Origin of the sequence: Microbacterium meiriae, assembly GCF_040685015.1 — a bacterium.
GTDB lineage: Bacteria > Actinomycetota > Actinomycetes > Actinomycetales > Microbacteriaceae > Microbacterium > Microbacterium meiriae.
Genome location: NZ_JBFBHD010000001.1, coordinates 461,060 through 478,790 on the forward strand (window position 1 = coordinate 461,060; position 17,731 = coordinate 478,790).

At 71.4% G+C, this 17,731-nt stretch carries 17 protein-coding genes and 1 tRNA gene; 8 read left to right on the top strand and 10 right to left on the bottom strand.

Going from position 1 to position 17,731, the window contains the following annotated elements; all coding sequences use genetic code 11:
- Window positions 1-30: 30 nt before the first annotated feature.
- Window positions 31-750, bottom strand: coding sequence for a class I SAM-dependent methyltransferase (locus AB0N68_RS02380; RefSeq protein ID WP_187662289.1), 720 nt, complete (start codon window positions 748-750; stop codon window positions 31-33).
- Entirely contained in the window at window positions 747-1,310 is a 564-nt protein-coding gene (locus AB0N68_RS02385) for a DUF402 domain-containing protein (protein WP_187662290.1), read from the bottom strand. The genes AB0N68_RS02380 and AB0N68_RS02385 overlap by 4 nt, the downstream gene beginning before the upstream one ends.
- A 55-nt stretch (window positions 1,311-1,365) precedes the next feature.
- On the opposite strand from AB0N68_RS02385, the gene AB0N68_RS02390 reads away from it, so the two are divergent.
- Complete coding sequence (locus AB0N68_RS02390) at window positions 1,366-2,616, top strand: isochorismate synthase (RefSeq protein ID WP_292794174.1); 1,251 nt, start codon at window positions 1,366-1,368, stop codon at window positions 2,614-2,616.
- Window positions 2,617-2,628: 12 nt separating this feature from the next.
- Here AB0N68_RS02390 and AB0N68_RS02395 read toward each other — a convergent pair whose 3' ends face one another.
- The 3 genes from AB0N68_RS02395 to AB0N68_RS02405 are packed head-to-tail and all read right to left on the bottom strand — an operon-like array spanning window position 2,629 to window position 5,502.
- On the bottom strand, window positions 2,629-3,471 hold the full coding sequence (locus AB0N68_RS02395) for a polyphosphate kinase 2 family protein (RefSeq protein ID WP_292794171.1): 843 nt from the start codon (window positions 3,469-3,471) through the stop codon (window positions 2,629-2,631).
- Window positions 3,472-3,487: 16 nt separating this feature from the next.
- A complete protein-coding gene (gene menD / locus AB0N68_RS02400) occupies window positions 3,488-5,137 on the bottom strand; it encodes a 2-succinyl-5-enolpyruvyl-6-hydroxy-3-cyclohexene-1-carboxylic-acid synthase (protein WP_292794207.1) in 1,650 nt (549 codons plus the stop codon).
- A gap of 14 nt (window positions 5,138-5,151) precedes the next feature.
- The gene (locus AB0N68_RS02405; protein WP_280564563.1) at window positions 5,152-5,502 is read right to left on the bottom strand and encodes a PLD nuclease N-terminal domain-containing protein; all 351 of its coding nucleotides are present in this window, start codon (window positions 5,500-5,502) and stop codon (window positions 5,152-5,154) included.
- 74 nt (window positions 5,503-5,576) lie between these two features.
- Here AB0N68_RS02405 and AB0N68_RS02410 point away from each other — a divergent pair, with 74 nt between their 5' ends.
- From AB0N68_RS02410 to AB0N68_RS02430, 5 genes are all read left to right on the top strand, one after another.
- Complete coding sequence (locus AB0N68_RS02410; protein WP_292794166.1) at window positions 5,577-6,002, top strand: hypothetical protein; 426 nt, start codon at window positions 5,577-5,579, stop codon at window positions 6,000-6,002.
- Window positions 6,003-6,066: 64 nt separating this feature from the next.
- On the top strand, window positions 6,067-6,720 hold the full coding sequence (locus AB0N68_RS02415) for a DsbA family protein (RefSeq protein ID WP_292794163.1): 654 nt from the start codon (window positions 6,067-6,069) through the stop codon (window positions 6,718-6,720).
- A gap of 49 nt (window positions 6,721-6,769) precedes the next feature.
- Window positions 6,770-8,842, top strand: a complete 2,073-nt coding sequence (locus tag AB0N68_RS02420; RefSeq protein ID WP_292794160.1) for an MprF family protein — start codon at window positions 6,770-6,772, stop codon at window positions 8,840-8,842.
- 187 nt (window positions 8,843-9,029) lie between these two features.
- A complete protein-coding gene (locus tag AB0N68_RS02425) occupies window positions 9,030-11,243 on the top strand; it encodes an arylsulfatase (protein WP_313366715.1) in 2,214 nt (737 codons plus the stop codon).
- Window positions 11,240-11,773, top strand: coding sequence for a hypothetical protein (locus AB0N68_RS02430; RefSeq protein ID WP_292794154.1), 534 nt, complete (start codon window positions 11,240-11,242; stop codon window positions 11,771-11,773). Before AB0N68_RS02425 ends, AB0N68_RS02430 begins: the two co-directional genes overlap by 4 nt.
- 59 nt (window positions 11,774-11,832) lie before the next feature.
- On the opposite strand, the gene AB0N68_RS02435 is transcribed toward AB0N68_RS02430, so the two are convergent.
- Complete coding sequence (locus AB0N68_RS02435; protein ID WP_259955216.1) at window positions 11,833-13,116, bottom strand: MFS transporter; 1,284 nt, start codon at window positions 13,114-13,116, stop codon at window positions 11,833-11,835.
- Between the two features lie 70 nt (window positions 13,117-13,186).
- On the opposite strand from AB0N68_RS02435, the gene AB0N68_RS02440 reads away from it, so the two are divergent.
- Window positions 13,187-13,852, top strand: a complete 666-nt coding sequence (locus tag AB0N68_RS02440; RefSeq protein WP_292794148.1) for a TetR/AcrR family transcriptional regulator — start codon at window positions 13,187-13,189, stop codon at window positions 13,850-13,852.
- Here the strand turns inward: AB0N68_RS02440 and arfB are convergent.
- A complete protein-coding gene (gene arfB, locus AB0N68_RS02445; protein WP_292794145.1) occupies window positions 13,818-14,258 on the bottom strand; it encodes an alternative ribosome rescue aminoacyl-tRNA hydrolase ArfB in 441 nt (146 codons plus the stop codon). The genes AB0N68_RS02440 and arfB overlap by 35 nt on opposite strands.
- A 38-nt stretch (window positions 14,259-14,296) precedes the next feature.
- Window positions 14,297-14,372 (bottom strand) — tRNA-Met (locus AB0N68_RS02450).
- A 220-nt stretch (window positions 14,373-14,592) separates the two neighbouring features.
- Between AB0N68_RS02450 and AB0N68_RS02455 the strand changes: the two genes are divergently transcribed.
- The gene (locus tag AB0N68_RS02455) at window positions 14,593-15,420 is read left to right on the top strand and encodes an SDR family oxidoreductase (RefSeq protein WP_292794204.1); all 828 of its coding nucleotides are present in this window, start codon (window positions 14,593-14,595) and stop codon (window positions 15,418-15,420) included.
- A 7-nt stretch (window positions 15,421-15,427) separates the two neighbouring features.
- Here AB0N68_RS02455 and AB0N68_RS02460 read toward each other — a convergent pair whose 3' ends face one another.
- Both AB0N68_RS02460 and AB0N68_RS02465 read right to left on the bottom strand, forming a co-directional pair.
- Entirely contained in the window at window positions 15,428-16,834 is a 1,407-nt protein-coding gene (locus AB0N68_RS02460; protein ID WP_313366716.1) for a DUF6716 putative glycosyltransferase, read from the bottom strand.
- Window positions 16,831-17,703: an N-acetylneuraminate synthase family protein gene (locus tag AB0N68_RS02465; RefSeq protein ID WP_197971849.1), complete on the bottom strand. Its 873-nt coding sequence runs from the start codon at window positions 17,701-17,703 to the stop codon at window positions 16,831-16,833. Before AB0N68_RS02465 ends, AB0N68_RS02460 begins: the two co-directional genes overlap by 4 nt.
- Window positions 17,704-17,731: the final 28 nt, after the last annotated feature.

Sequence of the window (17,731 nt, forward strand, 5' to 3'; positions counted from 1 at the left end):
CTGCGTCGGGTGCCGCCGTTCGCGCCGTGGTCACGCGGGCTTGCGAGCCCGGTGCAGGGCCACGATGCCGAAGGTGAGGTTGCGGTACGCGACGTCGCGCCAGCCCGCCTCCCTGATCCATTCGGACAGCCGCTTCTGGTCGGGCCAGTCGCGGATCGACTCGTTCAGATAGTCGTAGGCGTCGCCGTTCGTGCCGGCGACGCGGGCCACGCGCGGGAGCACCTGCGCGTTGTAGAACCGGTAGGCCCCGCGGAAGAGCTTCCCGGGCGGCGTGGAGAACTCGTTGATGACGAGGCGGCCGCCCGGCTTGGTCACCCGGTAGAGCTCGCGCAGTGCCTTCTTCGGGTCGTTGACGTTCCGCAGCGCGTAGGACATCGTCACCGCGTCGAACTCTTCGTCCGCGAACGGCAGGGCCGTGGCGTCCGCCTGCACGAAGGAGAGGTTCCGCATCGCTCCGTGGCGGCGCTGACCCTCGGCGAGCATGCCGGGCGAGAAGTCCGCCGCGACGACCTGCGCGCCGCTGCGGGCGAGGGAGGCGGAGGAAGACGCGGTCCCCGCGCCGAGGTCGAGGATGCGCTCCCCCGGCTTCGGGGCGACGGCGCGGGTGGTCGCGGCCCGCCACAGCGCGTCGTTGCCGAACGTCATCGCCGTGTTCGTGCGGTCGTACCCGGCGGCGACCTGGTCGAACATGCCGCTGACGCGGGCGGGGTCCTTGCCGAGATCGGCGCGGTTCTTGTCGTTCGCGGTCACGCGTCCAGTCTAGGCGCGAGCTCCAGCGCTTCCAGCCGGTCCAGCCACGGATCGGCCGTGGCGTCGTCGAACGGCGCCGTGCGCTCCCTGACCCGCGTCTCGAGGTCGAGCGCCAGCTCCTCCAGATGCCGCATGACGGTGGCCGGGTACCCGTAGCGGGCGCTGTGCTCCGCCCATTCGTCCCGGTCATCGACCCAGGTGCCGCGCTCGCCCTCCACGCGGACGACGTCGAGATCCATGTCGATGCCGATCGCGAGCAGGGGATCGTCCGACCACCGGACGTCCCACCCGAGATCGATGTAGACACGCATGCCCCGGGGGTGGCGGCGATTGACGGTGAGCGCGAAGTCGGCGCTCGGCGGGACGAGGGTGACGTTGGGCGTGGCCGCATGGAACTCCGCCCCCGGACGGGCGCTGTGCCAGCCGGCGGGCTGCCCCACCCAGTCGCCCCACCGGTCGGCGCCGAGGTACACGCACTCGTGACGCCAGTGCGGCGACCCGTCCCACTTGCGCCACTGGAAGATCATCTCGGCACCGGCTGCGGGACGCGCATCGCTCATCCGCCCACCCTACGTCCGCGGGCTCCGCCGACGCCCCGCGGAATAGGCTGGAGTCGTGCAGCACACCCCCCTGGTCGTGGAGACCCGAGAGATCGACCCGGTCGAAGACCTCCTCTCCTTCGCGGACCCCGCCCGCCCGCTCGCCTGGTTCCGCCGCGGCGACGGGATCGTGGCGGTGGGCGAGCCGCTCGCCGAGCTCCGCCCGCCGGCCGAGGAGGGACGCACCCGCGCCGAATCCCTCGCGGCGCTCTGGCAGGGGCTCTCGGCGGAGGCCGCGGTCTCCGATCCGCTGCGACTCCCCGGGACCGGGCTCGTCGCGTTCGGGGCCTTCACCTTCGACGAGGACTCGCACGCCGACAGCGTGCTCGTGATCCCGTCGCGGATCCTCGGCCGCCACGGGGACCGCTTCTGGGAGACCCGCATCCGTCGCAGCGACGACCGTGCGCCGGGCGCCGTCGAGCCCGCGGAGTACGGACCGCACTGGGCCGGCACCGTGGGCCCGGGAGCGCAGAGCCCCCAGGGCTACCAGGACGCCGTGCGGGGAGCGCTCGCCCGCATCGCGGACGGCGAGCTCAGCAAGGTGGTCCTCGCCCGCGACCTCCAGGGCACCATCCCCGCGGGCTCCGACCTGCGGCGACTCGTCCGGGCACTGGCCACCGGGTACCCGGACACCTGGGTCTTCGCGGTCGACGGGCTCATCGGCGCGAGCCCGGAGACCCTCGTCACCGTGCAGGACCGGACGGTGACCGCCCGCGTGCTCGCCGGCACGATCGGACGCGGAGCGGATGCCGACGCGGACACCGCCGCGTCCGCGCACCTCGCCTCCAGCACCAAGGACCTCGACGAGCACCAGTACGCCGTGCAGAGCGTGCTCGCGTCGCTCCGCCCGTACACGAGGGCGCTGGCGGCGAGCGAGCAGCCCTTCCTCCTCAAGCTGCCCAACCTCTTCCATCTCGCGACCGACGTGGAAGGCGAGCTGGAGAACGGCCGCTCGGCCCTCGACCTCGTGCGCGCCCTGCACCCGACCGCGGCCGTCGCGGGCACTCCGACACCGACGGCCATCGCCGCCATCCGGGAGCTCGAGCCGTTCGACCGCGGCCGCTACGCCGGGCCGGTCGGCTGGGTCGACGCGGACGGCAACGGCGAGTGGGCCATCGCCCTGCGGTGCGCACAGTTCACGACGGCCGAGGACGCGATCACGGTCACCGCCTACGCCGGGGCCGGGATCGTCGCCGGATCGGATCCGGAGAGCGAACTCCTCGAGACGCGGGTGAAGTTCCGTCCCCTCGTCGACGCGCTGGCCTGACGTCCGCCGCGGTCAGCTCGCGGCGAGGCGCTTCTTCTCGGCCTCGACATCGAAGTCGGCGACCGGCCACTGGGGATCCATGTCCTCGAGGGCGGCGAGCAGCAGCTCCTGCACGGCCAGCCGGGCGTACCATTTCGCGTTCGCCGGCACGACGTACCAGGGAGCGGCCTCCGTCGACGTGCGGTCGAAGACGGTCTGGTACGCCTCCATGTACTGCGGCCAGAGCATCCGCTCGTCGACGTCGCCCGGGTTGTACTTCCAGTGCTTGTCCGGGCGTTCCAGACGCTCCATGAGCCGCGCCTTCTGCTCCTCCGGCGAGATGTGCAGCATGACCTTGACGATGCGGACGCCGGAGGCCGCGACGCGCTCCTCGAACGCGTTGATCGCATCGTAGCGGCGTTCGATCTCCGCGGGATCGGCCAGCTGCCGCACCCGTCCGATGAGCACGTCCTCGTAGTGCGAGCGGTCGAACACCCCGATGAACCCGGGCTCGGGGAGCCGCTTCTCGACGCGCCACAGGAAGTCGTGCCGGCGCTCCTCCTCCGTCGGCGCCTTGAACGCCGCCAGCGCCACGCCCTGCGGATCGACACCGCCGACCACGTGCCGCACGATGCCGCCCTTGCCCGCGGAGTCCATCGCCTGCAGCACGAGCAGCACCGCATCCTGCGCCGTGCCCACCCGGCTCTCGGCGAACAGCCGCTCCTGCAGGTCGTTCAGCTGCTCGAGACCCGCTTCGAGGTCGGCCGTGCCGCGGGACTTGCCGTGGTCGTAGCCGGGCTTGCTCTCGGGGTCGACGTCGGCGAGGCGGAAGCCGGGCCGCACCCGCAGGTTCTGCGTCCAGGTGTGCGCGTTCATACGCACATGATGCCAGTCACCGCGGCAGCGGTACCTCGATGATCTGGCGACCGCCGCGCGGCGTCGTCAGCGCCTGGTCGAGAGCGGTGCGCGTGGTGACCCGCTGATACTCCCAGCCGTAGGCGAGCGCGAGGTGCTCCAGGCGGACACCGTGCGGGGTGTAGAACACACGATCCAGGTGCGCGGAGGGGGCGGTGCCCGCCACCTCCAGGCCGTCGAAGATCGTGCCGCCTCCGTCGTTGCCCACGATGACCTGGAGGCGCGGCTCCGTCTCGTCGCTCGGGAACAGCAGCGCACCGACGTCGTGGAGGAACGCGAGGTCGCCGAGCAGCACCCGGGTCACACCGGGCGCCCCGGCGGCCTGGCTCGCGACCGCGACGCCCGTGGCGGTGGCGATCGTGCCGTCGATCCCGGCGAGTCCGCGGTTGGCGTGCACGGGGACCTTCTTGCCGCCGAGCACCTCGTCGGCGACGCGGACCAGGCGCGACGATCCGAACACGAGGCGGTCATGCGGCCAGGTGGCCCGCCACACCGCATCCACGAGGCGCTCGCGGTCGAGCGGGCGGCGCACGGCGTCGAGTTCCGCGCGCACGGCGACGCGGCGGGCGGCGACGTCGGTGGAGGAGAGCCCTTCGGTGTCGGGCGCGTTCTCACTGAGATCCACGGCCTCGGCGGCGGCGGCCCGCATCCACGCTCCGAGCCACTCCCTGTCGGTCTCCCCCGGGGCGACCGCGACGGCCGCGACGGCGCGCGTGCGGTGGTTGAGGTTCAGCTCCTCGCCGCCCTTGCGGACCGCGACCACCTCCACGTCCGCGCGGGAGAGCAGGCGCGCGGCCTCGCGGCTGAGCGTCGGGTGGCCCAGCACGACCACCCGCTCGATGCGCCCGCCGAGGTCGTCGCGGGACAGCAGCCGCCGGTACCCGTGGACCACCTGGCGCCCGAATCGCGCGCCGCTGACGATCTCCGCGATGAGCGGCCAGCCGCCGACGTGGGCGACCTCCTCCGCCTCAGCGCCCGCATCGGCGCCCGCCAGGACGACCGTCCGGGGACCGCGCTCCAGCGGGAACGCCTCCGGCTCCGGAAGCCGCGGCGGCTCCCCCGGTGTCAGGGTGCGTGAGGGCATCGCGCCCGACAGCGGCTCGCGGGAGGGCAGGTTCAGGTGCACGGGGCCGGCCACGCCGGGAAGCCCGGACTCGGCATCCGCCGCTCCGAGCGCGAGGGCGACCACGCGTGCGGCGAGGCCGTCCCAGTCGCCATCCCCGGGGACGGCGGCGTCGACCTGCGCCCGCACCCAGGGGTGGAAGAGCCCCTCCTGGACGGTGGCCTGATTCGCACCGACCCCCCGCAGCTCGGGAGGCCGATCCGCGGTGAGCAGCAGCAGCGGCACTCCGGAGTGGAAGGCCTCCATCGTGGCCGGGAGGAGGTTCGCGACGGCCGTGCCGCTGGTGCACACGACCGCGACCGGGACGCGGGTCTCCCTGGCGATGCCCAGGGCGGTGAATCCGGCGACCCGCTCGTCGATCCGCACGTGCACGCGGAGCGGGCCCTCGTCGGCGAAGGCCGCCGCGGCGAGCGCAAGAGCCTGCGAACGCGACCCCGGGGAGAGGACGACGTCACGCACGCCGTGGGACACGAGGTCGGCGAACAGGGAGGCCGCGGCCTCCATCGCCGGCGACGAGGTCACGGGCGCGGATCCGTGGCGGGCGGCTCGTCGGTCTCCTCGTCGAGCCGCGCGAGCTCCTCCTCGAGGCGACGGATCCGGGCGTCCTGCTCCGCTTTGCTGATGCTGCGGAGGAACGCGGGGTCGTCGTCCGGGGCGACGGTGCGCGGCACACCCTGGTCGTTCGCCCGGCGACGGCCGATGACGAACCAGAGGATCCCGCCGATGACGGGGATGAGGACGACGATGGCGACCCAGGCGGCCTTGGGCACGCCGCGGTGCCGCGTCGCCGGCTGCACGGCGCAGTCGACGATGCTGTACACCCAGAACACGGCGGCGAGGAAGCCGCCGATGATCAGTAGTCTCGCCACCCCTCCAGTCTAGGCACGTCGGGGCCGGTCGGGCCCGGAGACGGCAAAGGCCCCGTTGCTAGACTGCGCGGGACATGCCGCCCCTCGCCCCCGTCCCGACGCCGCGAGCGCGCGCCGAGCGGATCCTGCCGAGCCGGATCATGATCGCCGTCGGCCTCGCGCTCCTCCTCGTCGTCGGTGCCTGGTCGGCCTCCCACGGGTCGGTGGATCCGCATGCGACCCTGTGCCTCGCCCCCGGCGTCTCGCAGCCCGCCGACGCCACGGCAGCCGGAGTCCCGATCGTCGATGGCCCCTCGGCCGATCTGGCTTCCGATGCGGCGGCGTGCGCGGTGGCGGCCCTCTGCTGCGTCGCCCTCGTCCTGCTCCTCCGGCACCTGCGCACCCGCGGCGGCGTCCGTCTCCGCGGTCTCCTGCCCCGGGCGACCGCACGCCTCCGCGCCGGCCCTCGCCCGCTCCTCCCCGCGGTCTCGCTCGTCCAGCTCTCCATCTCCCGCACCTGATCCGACACCGGCTCCCGCCGCTTCCGCGGCACCCCTCGTCGTATCCCCCGTGTTTGGAGACCCCATGAAGACCCCCGTCAAGGCGACCCTGATCGCCGTCGCCGTCGCCGTCGTGCTGCTCGTCGCCGGCATCGTCTACGCCCTCAGCCAGCAGCCCGCGAAGCCCGATCCCGAAGCCGGCGAGAAGCTGCCCACCGTCCGCACCGACTCCCACGTCCTCGATGATGGGGGCCCCGACGCCGTCACGGTCGTCGAGTTCCTCGACTTCGAGTGCGAGGCCTGCGGCGCGTTCTACCCGATCGTGGAGGAGCTGCGCGCGACCTACGACGGCGACATCCGGTACGTCACCCGGTACTTCCCGCTGCCGGGGCATGTGAACTCGACGCAGGCCGCGCTGGCCGCCGAGGCCGCCGCACAGCAGGACCGCTACGAGGAGATGTTCCACCGTCTGTTCGAGACGCAGGCCCAGTGGGGCGAGCAGTCGACGGAGACGCCGGAGGTGTTCCGCGCGTTCGCCGAGGAGCTCGGGCTCGACCTGGCCGCGTACGACGCCGCGGTCGCGGACCCCGCCACCCTCGCCCGCGTGCAGCAGGACAAGCGCGACGGCGAGCGGCTGGGGGTGAGCAGCACCCCGACGTTCTTCGTCGACGGCGAGAAGGTCGAGCTCGTCGAGTGGAACGACCTGGAGGAGGCGATCGCGGCGGCCATCGACGAGTGAGTCGGGCGGTGGGGTCGCCGTGCGGCGGCCCCACCTCTACGCTGAGCGCATGACCTCGGAGCGCCCCTCGTCGGCCCGTCTCCTGTTCGGGGCCCTGCGGACCACGCCGGCGACGCTGACGATGATCGGCCTGGTCCTGCTCACGGGCGTGATCTGGCAGGGACTGTGGCGGCCGTTCGAGGACTCGGCGCTCTTCCCCGCCGTCGCCTACGGGCTGCCGAGCCTGGCCGAGGGCAAGTGGTGGACGCCGGTCACGGGGACGTTCTTCGTCAACGAACCCTGGGTGTACCTCTTCACCATCGCCGGGTTCTGGGGCATGGGCTACCTGGAGCACCGCCGCGGCACCCGGGTCGCCCTCGCCTACTTCACGGTCGGGCAGCTCTTCGCGATCTTCGCGACGGCTCTGTTCCTCCTCCTCGTATCGCAGCTTCCGTGGGCGTGGGCGCAGACTCAGGCGCAGGCCCTCGACGTCGGCGCATCCGGCGGCACCATGGCCTGCATCGCCGCCGCCGTCGGCCTGTTCCGTCCGCCCTGGCGGGTGCGCGCGTGGCTGGTGCTCCTCGGATTCGTGTTCGTCGCGATGATGTTCTGGGGAGAGCTGGCCGACCTCGAGCACCTGTTCGCGGTCCTGCTGATCCTCTTCGTGGACCGGAGTCTCCGCGTGCGGCGCACCACGGTCCGGGAGCAGCGACTGATCGCCGTGATGGCGGTGCTCACGCTCGTGGCCATCGAGATCATCACGGTCCTCGTGCCGACCGACGGCCCGTTCGGTCCCACCGATCCCGCTTCGGGCGGTTTCATCGATACGGCGATCGACGTCGCGGTGATCCTCTTCATCGCGAACGGCCTGCGGCGCGGTCGCCGCTGGGCGTGGGTCGTCGCCGTCATCCTCGGCCCGCTCAACGTGCTCGCCGCCACGCTCGTGCTGGTCCTCATCATCCTCACGAGCGAGGCACAGCTCGAGACGGTGATCGATGCGGAGACCGAACTCACGCTCGCCACCGGGATCCTCTGGGCGCTGGTGCTCACCTATCTGATCGCGGTACGCCGGGCTTTCCGTGCGCGCCGCTCGACGGCGCTCGGCCGGCAGCCTGCCCCGACGGGAGACGAACTCCGGCGCGAACTGCGGGCACATGGCGGGGGCACGCTCTCCTGGATGACGACATGGGAAGGCAACGGCTATGCCCGCGTGGACGGCGGGATCGTCGCGTACCAGCGCCGCAACGGCGTCGCCCTGGCCCTCGCCGATCCGATCGGCCCGGCGGAGTCCCGGTTCGCCGCGGTCCGTGACTTCATCCGCACGGCAGAGGACGCGGGCCTCGTCCCCTGCTTCTTCAGCGCGGACGAGGCGACGAGGGCGGCAATCCCGGAGACGTGGCGCAGCCTCGTGGTGGCGGACGACACGATCGTCGACCTTCCCGGCCTCACCTTCACCGGCAAACGCTGGCAGCCGGTGCGCACATCGCTCAACCGGGCCGGGCGGGAGCAGATGACCTTCCGGCTCACCCATCTCGCGGCGGAGACCTGGGGCCTCCGTCAGCAGCTCCGTGGGATCTCCGAGGCGTGGGTCGGCGACAAGGACCTTCCGGAGATGCGGTTCACCCTGGGAACCCTGGAGGAGGCGGAGGACCCCGAGGTGCGGCTCGCCCTCGCGATCGCTCCGAACGGCGACGTCGACGGGTTCCTCTCGTGGTTGCCCGTGTACGGGGAGGGCGGGGTGGTCCGCGGCTGGACCCTCGACCTCATGCGGCGTCGCGAGGGCGGTTTCGGACCGGTGATGGAGTATCTGATCGGCGCCTCCGCGCAGCAGTTCTCGGAGGAGGGAGCCGAGTTCATGTCGCTCTCCGGCGCTCCCCTCGCGCACGACTACCCGCCGGACGCCGGTGTGATCGCCGCGTTGAGCGACCGGCTCGCCGATGCGCTCGAGCCGGTGTACGGCTTCCGCTCGCTGCACCGGTTCAAGGAGAAGTTCCACCCCCGCTACGAGACCATGTACCTCCTCTTCCGCGACGAGAGCGACCTCACCCGCATCGGCGGAGCGCTCACCCGGGCCTTCCTCCCCGACGCCACGCTGCGGCAGTTCGCCGGGGCCGGGCTGGAGCTCGTCCGCGGCGAGCACTGATCCCTCCTTGATCCGCGCCCTATCGAAAAACCGCCGATGGGAGTACATTCCAGGCAGGACATCTGGTCATGCTGTCGCGAACGCGAGTGGAGTGGTGATGGACCCTCAGAACGTGTTGCCCTTCCCCCCGACCCCCTCGGCGAGCACCGCGGGCCCGACCATCGCAGAATCCACCTACACGCCACGCGTGAAACCCGATCGACTGCCCCCGGATGCCCCGAATGTGCTGATCATCCTGATCGACGATGCCGGTCCCGGCCTCCCTGACACGTATGGCGGCGAGGTGCGGACCGACACCCTCTCCCGGGTCCAGGGCGAGGGGGTAGGTTTCAACCGATTCCACACCACCGCGATGTGCTCGCCGACACGCGCATCGCTGCTCTCCGGCCGCAATCACCATCGGATCGGCAACGGACAGATCGCGGAGCTCGCCAACGACTGGGACGGGTACGCGGGCGAGATCCCGAAGAGCAGTGCACTGGGTGCAGAGGTGTTGAAGGACTACGGGTACGCCACCGCGGCGTTCGGCAAGTGGCACAACACACCGGCGGTCGAGACCGGCGCCTCAGGGCCGTTCCACAACTGGCCGACCAGCATCGGCTTCGAGTACTTCTACGGCTTCCTCGCGGGCGAGGCTTCCCAGTACGAGCCGAATCTCGTCCGCAACACGACGAGCGTCCGCCCGGGGAAGACCCCCGAGGACGGGTACCACCTCAGTGAGGACCTCGCGGACGACGCGATCCATTGGCTGCGCACGCACAAGGCTCTGCAGCCGGACAAGCCGTTCTTCCTGTACTGGGCGACCGGATGCCTGCATGGTCCGCACCACATCATGACGGAGTGGGCGGACAAGTACGCCGGCGCGTTCGATGACGGCTGGGACGCCTACCGCGAGCGCGTGTACGCCCGCGCCAAGGAGAAGGGCTGGATCCCGCAGGACGCCGAGCTGACCCCACGTGACCCGCGTCTGCCCGCATGGGACGACATTCCCGAGGACGAGAAGCCCTTCCAGCGGCGGCTGATGGAGGTCGCGGCGGGATTCGCCGAGCACGCCGATGTGCAGGCAGGCCGCCTCGTCGATGAGCTGGAGCGGTTGGGGTACGACGAGAACACGCTCATCCTCTACATCTGGGGCGACAACGGCTCCTCCGGAGAGGGACAGAACGGCACGATCAGCGAACTGCTCGCGCAGAACGGCATCCCGTCCACCATCCCGCAGCACATCCAGGCGATGGAGGAGATGGGCGGACTCGATGTCCTGGGCACGGCGAAGGTCGACAACATGTACCACGCGGGCTGGGCATGGGCAGGCAGCACGCCTTACAAGGGGATGAAGCTGCTCGCGTCGCATCTCGGCGGCACCCGCAACCCGATGGCCGTGCGCTGGCCGGCGCGCATCACCGCCGACCCGACGCCTCGGACGCAGTTCGTGCACTGCACCGACGTCGTGCCGACCCTCTACGACCTGATCGGCATCGCACCGCCGGACGTGGTGAACGGCATCCCGCAGGATCCGATCGACGGCTCGAGCTTCGCCGCGGCCCTCACCGACCCCACGGCACCGGAAACCCATCGCACGCAATACTTCGAGATCATGGGAAGCCGCGCGATCTACCACGACGGCTGGATGGCGTCCGCCTTCGGGCCGCGGGCCCCTTGGATCCCCGGTCTGCCGGAGGGCATCTTCGAGTGGTCCCCCGACCACGACACCTGGGAGCTGTACGACCTGGAGCACGACTGGTCGCAGGCGAGAGACCTCGCCGAGGAGAGGCCGGACAAGCTCGACGAGATGAAACGGCTCTTCGCTTCCGAAGCCGCGCGGAACAGCGTGTATCCGGTCGGCGGTGGGCTCTGGGTGCCGGTGTTCCATCCAGAACTGCGGATCTCCACGCCGTACCACGAGTGGAACTTCGCGGGCGACATCACCCGCGTACCCGAGTTCATCGCTCCCGCACTGGGCACCCGCGCCAACCGCGTGACGATCACCACGACTCCCGGCGCCGCTCCCACAGGGGTTCTCTACAAGCTGGGCGGTGCGGGCGGAGGGCTGACGCTCTACGTCGACGACGGGCATCTCTGTTACGAGTACAACCTGTTCCTCATCCAGCGTACGAAGATGCGCTCGGATAGGACTCTGCCCGCCCACGGGGTCACGATCTCCGTGGTCACGAGCTACATCGACCCCCGACCGGGTGGTCCTCTGTCCGTCACGATCGAGGTCGACGGCGAGGAGTGGGCCACAGGCACCGTACCCGTCAGCGTCCCGGTCCTGTTCACCGCGAACGACTGCCTCGATATCGGCGTCTCGCTCGGGGGCTGCGTCTCGTCGGACTACCTGGATCGGGCCCCATTCCCGTACTCGGGCACCATCGACGACGTTCACGTCGTCTACGCATCGTGAGCGATCCGGCGCCCGCGCGGGGACCGGCCGCCGCGGCCTGGAACGGGGCGAGGGTCCGCCGCCGGTTCGTCAGCCCTGAACTGGTCTCCGGCATCGTCCTGGTCAGCGTCGTCATCGCCATCGCGGACGAGGCCGGCGGCATCCTCGACGTGTTCGCGGTGACCGTCCTCAGCGTCCTGGTGTTCTGGGTCAGCGACGTCTTCGCGCACACGGTCGCCGCGCAGCGACGACGGGCGGATGACGAGCCGGTCGACCTGCGGACCTCCCTGGCGACGGCGCTTCGGGAGTCACACGGCTATCTCCTCGCGGCCGTCGTCCCGGTGGCGTTCCTGCTAGTCGGCCTCCTCGGTCCCTACGACGGGAGAGGGGCGTACTGGATCGCACTCTGGGTGCAGGTCGCCGTCCTCGCCGTCGTGGGCTGGATCGCCTTCGGGGGACGCGGGATGCCCTGGCCGCAGCGCGTCGTGGGAAGCCTGGCCACCGCTGCTCTCGGGGTGCTCGCGGTCCTGCTGAAGATCCTCGTGCACTGACGGTCGCCCGCGGACGTCAGCAGTCGAACGGCTCGCGCCGGGCCCGCGCGTCGCCGGACTCAGGCCCGCGCCTCGGCGACCTCCCCGGCGACGCCATCCCGAGTCTCCGCAGCCGGACGCTTCGCCGTGTTCGCGATGTGCGCCCGCGCGACGACGAGCGCGGCGACGACCATGATCCCGACGCCGAGCCCGTACGGCGCGGCATGGCTGACGGCGGTGTAGAGGGCGGCCGCGATCAACGGGGCGACGGTGCTCATCGCGGCGTTGAGGGACTGGGTGGCACCTCCGAGCCAGCCCTGTTCGTCGTCGCCCACGGCGTTGGACATCGCGCCGTCCATCGCGGCCTGGGCAGCGCCCTGACCGGCGGCGAGCATCAGCGCACCGACGATGAAGAGCCACGGCTGAGCAAGCAGCGAGGCCACGACTGCGAGCCCGGCGAGACCGATCGCCTGCGCGACGATGGCGCTGACGATCACGCCGCGCTCCCCCATCCGCGGGAGAAGGAAGCCCAGCAGCACCCCCTGGATGAGGATGTCGATGATGCCGACCCCCGCCGTGAGCAGGCCGATCTGCGTCGGCCCCCACTGGATGGCGTCGAGGGCGAGGACGCTGAAGTTGTTCACGAAGAACCCGAACGGTAGCGCGAGCAGCGCGAACGCGATCATCAGCCCGCGGAGCTCGGGGCGGCCGAAGGCTGTGCGGAACACCCCGAACGGCTGGACGTCGCGGAGGGCGATCCGCGCGATGCGGTTCTCCGGTCGCAGGCTCTCCGGTAGCAGGAAGATGCTGAGGATCGCTATCGTGAGGCCGACCGCCGCAGTGAGGAAGACAGGCAGACGGAGATCGATCGCGGCGAGCAGACCGCCGATGGCGGGACCGATCATGGTGCCGATGCCGGTCAGTGCGCCGAGGAAACCGAAGCGCTGCGCGCGCTTCTCGGGCGGCGTGATGTCGGCCAGGTAGGCGAACAGGGCAGGGAGGTCTCCGGCCGTCAGCCCCTGGATGACACGGGCGAGCACGAGCACCCAGATCGCCCCGCCCACGCCGAACAGCGCCATCGAGAAGGCCGCGCCGAACGCCGCGACGATAATGACGGGTCGTCGTCCGAACCGGTCGGAGAGCCGCCCGAGGAGCGGTGCGGCGAGGAAGGCGCACAGCCCGTTGACCGCTTCCAGCACCCCTACCCAGAGGGCGAGGTCGTGCTCGTGCGCGACGTACTGCAGCACGACGAACGGCAGCACGGGCAGGACGACGGTCATGCCGATGACCGTGAGCATCGTCAGGACGACGAGCATGACCCACGCGCGGCCGGCGTCGCGAACGGGAAAACGAGGTGAAGTCATACCGAAAGTGTAGTGATACCAGTTTTGGTGTCAATACACTTTCTGGTCGAGTGCGCGATAGGGTGGCCGCATGACGACGCCCCCGCCCCTGGGTCGCCGCGAGCGCAAGAAGGCCGCGACCCGCAAGAACATCTCCGACGTGGCCACCCGGATGTTCCTGGAGCGCGGGTTCGACAACGTCAGCATCCGCGAGGTCGCGGACGCCGCCGATGTCTCCCCCACCACCGTGTTCGCCCACTTCCCGCAGAAGGAGGCGCTCGTCTTCGACGAGGACGACGAGCAGCGCGACCGCCTCGTCTCGGCCGTGCGCGGCCGGTCGACCGGTGTGACGATCAACAAGGCCATCCACGACTTCTATGCGGCCGAGATCGCCGCCAACCTCGATGAGCACGGCGACGACGTGGCCCGTATCTTCCTGCGCTTCCTCAACGAGACGCCGGCGCTCCGGGACTACGCGTCGAAGATGTGGCTGCGCCACGAGGACGCGCTCGCCGAGGCCATCGCCGACGAACTCGACATCCCGGCCCCCACCCCCGAGGTCCGCGTGTACGCGCGGTTCGTCCTGCAGATGCAGATCCTCGTCACCGAGAGCGACGATCAGCAGAGCGTGCTCGACGCCGGCTCGACACTCCTCGAACACGGCTGGGCCCCTATCGAGGAGCAGCTCGCCGGCTCGCGGAGCGCACGAACGGGTCCGGACCTCAGTCCTCGCGGGGGCGCCGCCGCAGGCTCTTGACGTCGGTGCGGCGATGCTTCGCCGTCAGCCGACGCTCCTTCGACCCTCGACTCGGCTTCGTCGCCCGCCGCGTCGGCGCCGGCGGACGCACGGCCTCCGCGACGAGCGCAGCGAGCCGTTCTCTGGCCGCTTCCCGATTGCGCAGCTGCGCGCGGTGCTCGGACGCGGCGATCGTCAGCACACCGTCGACCAGGCGCCCGTGGAGCCGCTCCCGGAGCCGGTCGCGCTGCGTCGGCGACAGGGCCGCGGAGTTCGCCGCATCCCAGACCAGCTCCACCCGGGAGTCCGTGGTGTTCACGCCCTGACCGCCCGGCCCCGACGATCGCGAAAAACGCCACGACAGTTCGGCCTCCGGGATCGTCAGACCCGCGGAGACGCGGAGTCCGGGGCGAGGGGCGGAAGGCATGCCTCCATCATCGAGGATGAACGGCCGCGAGCGCCGAGTGGACGCGACGGCGGGAGTCGAACCCGCAACGCCTCCGGATATGAGCCGGGGCCCGGGACCGCCCGGATCGCCGCGATGGGGATGACGTTACCCGGCCGTGATCCTTCCCACCAGGACCGTTCCCTGGGATAACGCCATGAGTCGCCGGATGACGCGGACGGCTAGCGTCGCCGCCGCTCGTCGTCAACCGGTTCGACCACTCCCGACCCTCCCCGTACCGTCGCTCGCACCGATGACGTCCGAGCAGGAGGCCGACATGTCCGAATCTCAGCACAACGACAAGACCCCGACGCCGATGGCGGAGGCCGGGGATCCGCAGGCGCGGCTGGAGGCCGAGGCCCGCCGCGCGATCGTGACCGGGGCCGACTCCGGCATCGGCCGCGCGACCGCCGTGGCCCTCGCCGCGGCGGGCATCGACGTCGGCATCACGTGGCACAGCGACGAGGCCGGGGCCCAGGAGACCGCGGACGAGGTGCGCAGCCACGGCGCCCGGGCGGTGGTGACCCAGCTCGACGTCTCCGACATCCCCGCCTGCGGCGACGTGATCGACGGGCTGATCGCGGAGCTCGGCGGCGTCGACGTGTTCGTCAACAACGCCGGCGCCGGGCTCCAGACCCCGTTCCTCGACGTGACGCTCGACGAGTGGAACCGGGTGCTCGACACCGACCTCACCGGAGCCTTCGTCTGCCTGCAGCGGGCGGCCCGGTCGATGGTCGCCGCAGGTCGGGGCGGACGACTCATCTCCGTCACCAGCGTGCACGAGCACCAGCCGATGGTGGGGGCGAGCGCGTATGACACGGCCAAGCACGGCCTCGGCGGGCTCATGAAGAACCTCGCGCTCGAGCTCGGCCGGTACGGGATCAGCGCCGTCAGCGTCGCCCCGGGTGAGATCGCGACCCCGATGACCGGGCAGACGGACACCGACCCGCACGCCGAGGATCGCCCCGGTATCCCGCTCGGACGCCCTGGCGATGCCCGCGAGGTCGCTGCGCTGATCGCCTTCCTCGCCTCGCCGGAGGCCGCCTACATCTCGGGGGCCTCGGTCGTGATCGACGGCGGCATGCTGCAGATGGGACCGCAGGCGGGCGGGGCGATCGAGAGCCACGACTGGCGCACGGTCTGAGCGCAGGTCAGCGGCGGATCGAGTCCCGGAACGGGTTCGGTTCCAGCGTGTAGTCCGTGGTCGGGTCCGCCCAGGTGTCCTGGGCGGACCGGTGGCGGCCCGAACGCAGGGCGGAGAGCGCATGCGTCGCAGGCACGCCTGCGGCGAGCGCGAGGCGGCCGGTGAGGGAGCGGTCCGCGCGGCCGAGCACGCTCGCGCGATGCCAGGCCTCGTGCAGCGCCCCGCCGCGGGCCGCGGGCACCCGTCGATGCGGCAGGGCCCCGGCCCGACGCAGCGCCACGAGCTCCTGCACCCGATCCCACCAGTCCGCCTCCACCTCCGGGTGGAAGTAGTTGTCGCGGAGCCAGGACGGGTGCGGGTGGCGGAACCGGCCGGCGACGACCTCGCCCGCGCCGCCCAGCAGACCGCTGCCGATGAAGACCGTGTTGAGGAGACTCTTGTGCACCCCGAAGCGGTCGAGCGCGATCACGGGGACCCCGTGGGCCAGCGCCTCGACCGCCGCCGTCGAGCTCACCGTGACCAGACCGGCGGCGGACTCGAGCGCGGTCGCCATCGGCGCGTGCGAGAACACGAGGTTCGCCGGGCGGCCCGCCGTGAAGAGACGGGTGTACGGATCACGGTCGAGGTGGGTCTCGGCCTCCCCCGGCCGGGACCGCACCTTGACGACCACCCGGCGCGACGGATCGGCCTCCGCGACGCGCACGAGGATGGCGGCGATCGCTGCGCGCTCCTCCGGCCGTCGGGGCACGAGGGCCTGCGCGGCGAAGACGACGTCCGTCGCCCCGGGCCGACGGACCGCCGCGGGTGTTCCGTCGACAGGACGTTCCGCCAGAGCGATGGCGCCCGCACCCCCGGAGAGCACTCCGGCCGCCGCGGACTCCCGGAGACGGCTGCCACTCCACCGCTCGCGACCCCGCGCGAAGGGCAGGGTCGCCAGAGCGAGCGGCGTCCGCACCCCGATGCGCTCGCCGAGCTCGGCGAAGGCACGGCGCTCGCGGTGCGAGTGCACGATCAGCAGGTCGGTGTGTCGCCGGTAGTCGAGCGCCCCGCGTTGGGCGGGGATCGCCATGCCGGGGAGCCCCGAGACGGTCACCGGACGATGCCGCAATGCATCGACGACTCGGCCCAGGAGGCGGACGAACGGTCCCCGCCCGGCGAGCAGCACCACGTCCGGGCGCTGGACTTCGAGCCATCCGGCCACGCGCTCGAAGTCGAGCCGCGTGACGTCGGCGGCGCCGAAGCCGGTGCCCGCCAGCGCCGCATCCTGCTGCGCGGCGCTCACCGTCAACGGCGTGCGCACCAGCAGGAGCTGCGATCGCAGGTCGGGCACGGCCCCCAGCAACGATGCCGCCCACTTCACGAACGAGTCGGCGTCCGCGATGGCGACGACGCGCATCCCGGCGCCGGCGGTCATGCGGGCACGCGGCGGAGCTTCGCCATCGGCGCCCGCTCGCTGTCGAAGACGCGCTTGACGCCGTCGCCCACCGCGCTCTCGATGACACGGATGTCGCGGACCAGGTGTTCCAGGCCCCCGGGCTCCAGGGATGCGGCGTGATCAGAACCCCACATCGTCCGGTCCAGGGTGATGTGGCGCTCCACGGCGACGGCTCCCATCGCGACCGCGGCGAGGGAGATCTGCAGGCCGCGCTCGTGTCCCGAATAGCCGACCGGGATCCCCGGATAGCGGTCCCGCAGGGTCGCGATCACCCGCAGGTTCGCCTCCTCGGGCTCGAGCGGATAGGTCGAGGTCGCGTGCATGAGGACGACACGGTCGGTGCCGAGCGTGTCCAGCGCGCGGTCGATCTGCTCCATGGTGGACATGCCCGTCGAGAGGATGACCGGCTTCCCGGTCTCGCGCAGCGCGACGAGCAGCTCGGTGTCGGTCAGACTCGCCGACGCGACCTTGTGCGCCACGACGTTGAGGTCTTCGAGGAAGGCGACGCTCGGCACGTCCCACGGCGAGGCGAACCAGTCCAGGCCCTGCATCGTCGCGTGGTCGCCGATCTCGACGTACTCGTCGCGGCCGAACTCCACTCGGCGCCGGTAGTCGAGGTAGCTCATGGTGCCCCACGGCGTCTCTCGCGGCACGTCGCGCATGTGCTCCGGGGTGGAGATCTCGGGCGTGCGCTTCTGGAACTTCACCGCGTCCGCGCCGGCTCGGGCCGCGACGTCGATGAGGCGCTTGGCGATGTCGACGTCGCCGTTGTGGTTGAGGCCGATCTCCGCGATGACGTAGGCGGGACGGCCGCCGCCGATCACGTGCGATCCGATGCTGACAGTCATGATTCCTCCGGTCGTCGAACGGTCAACC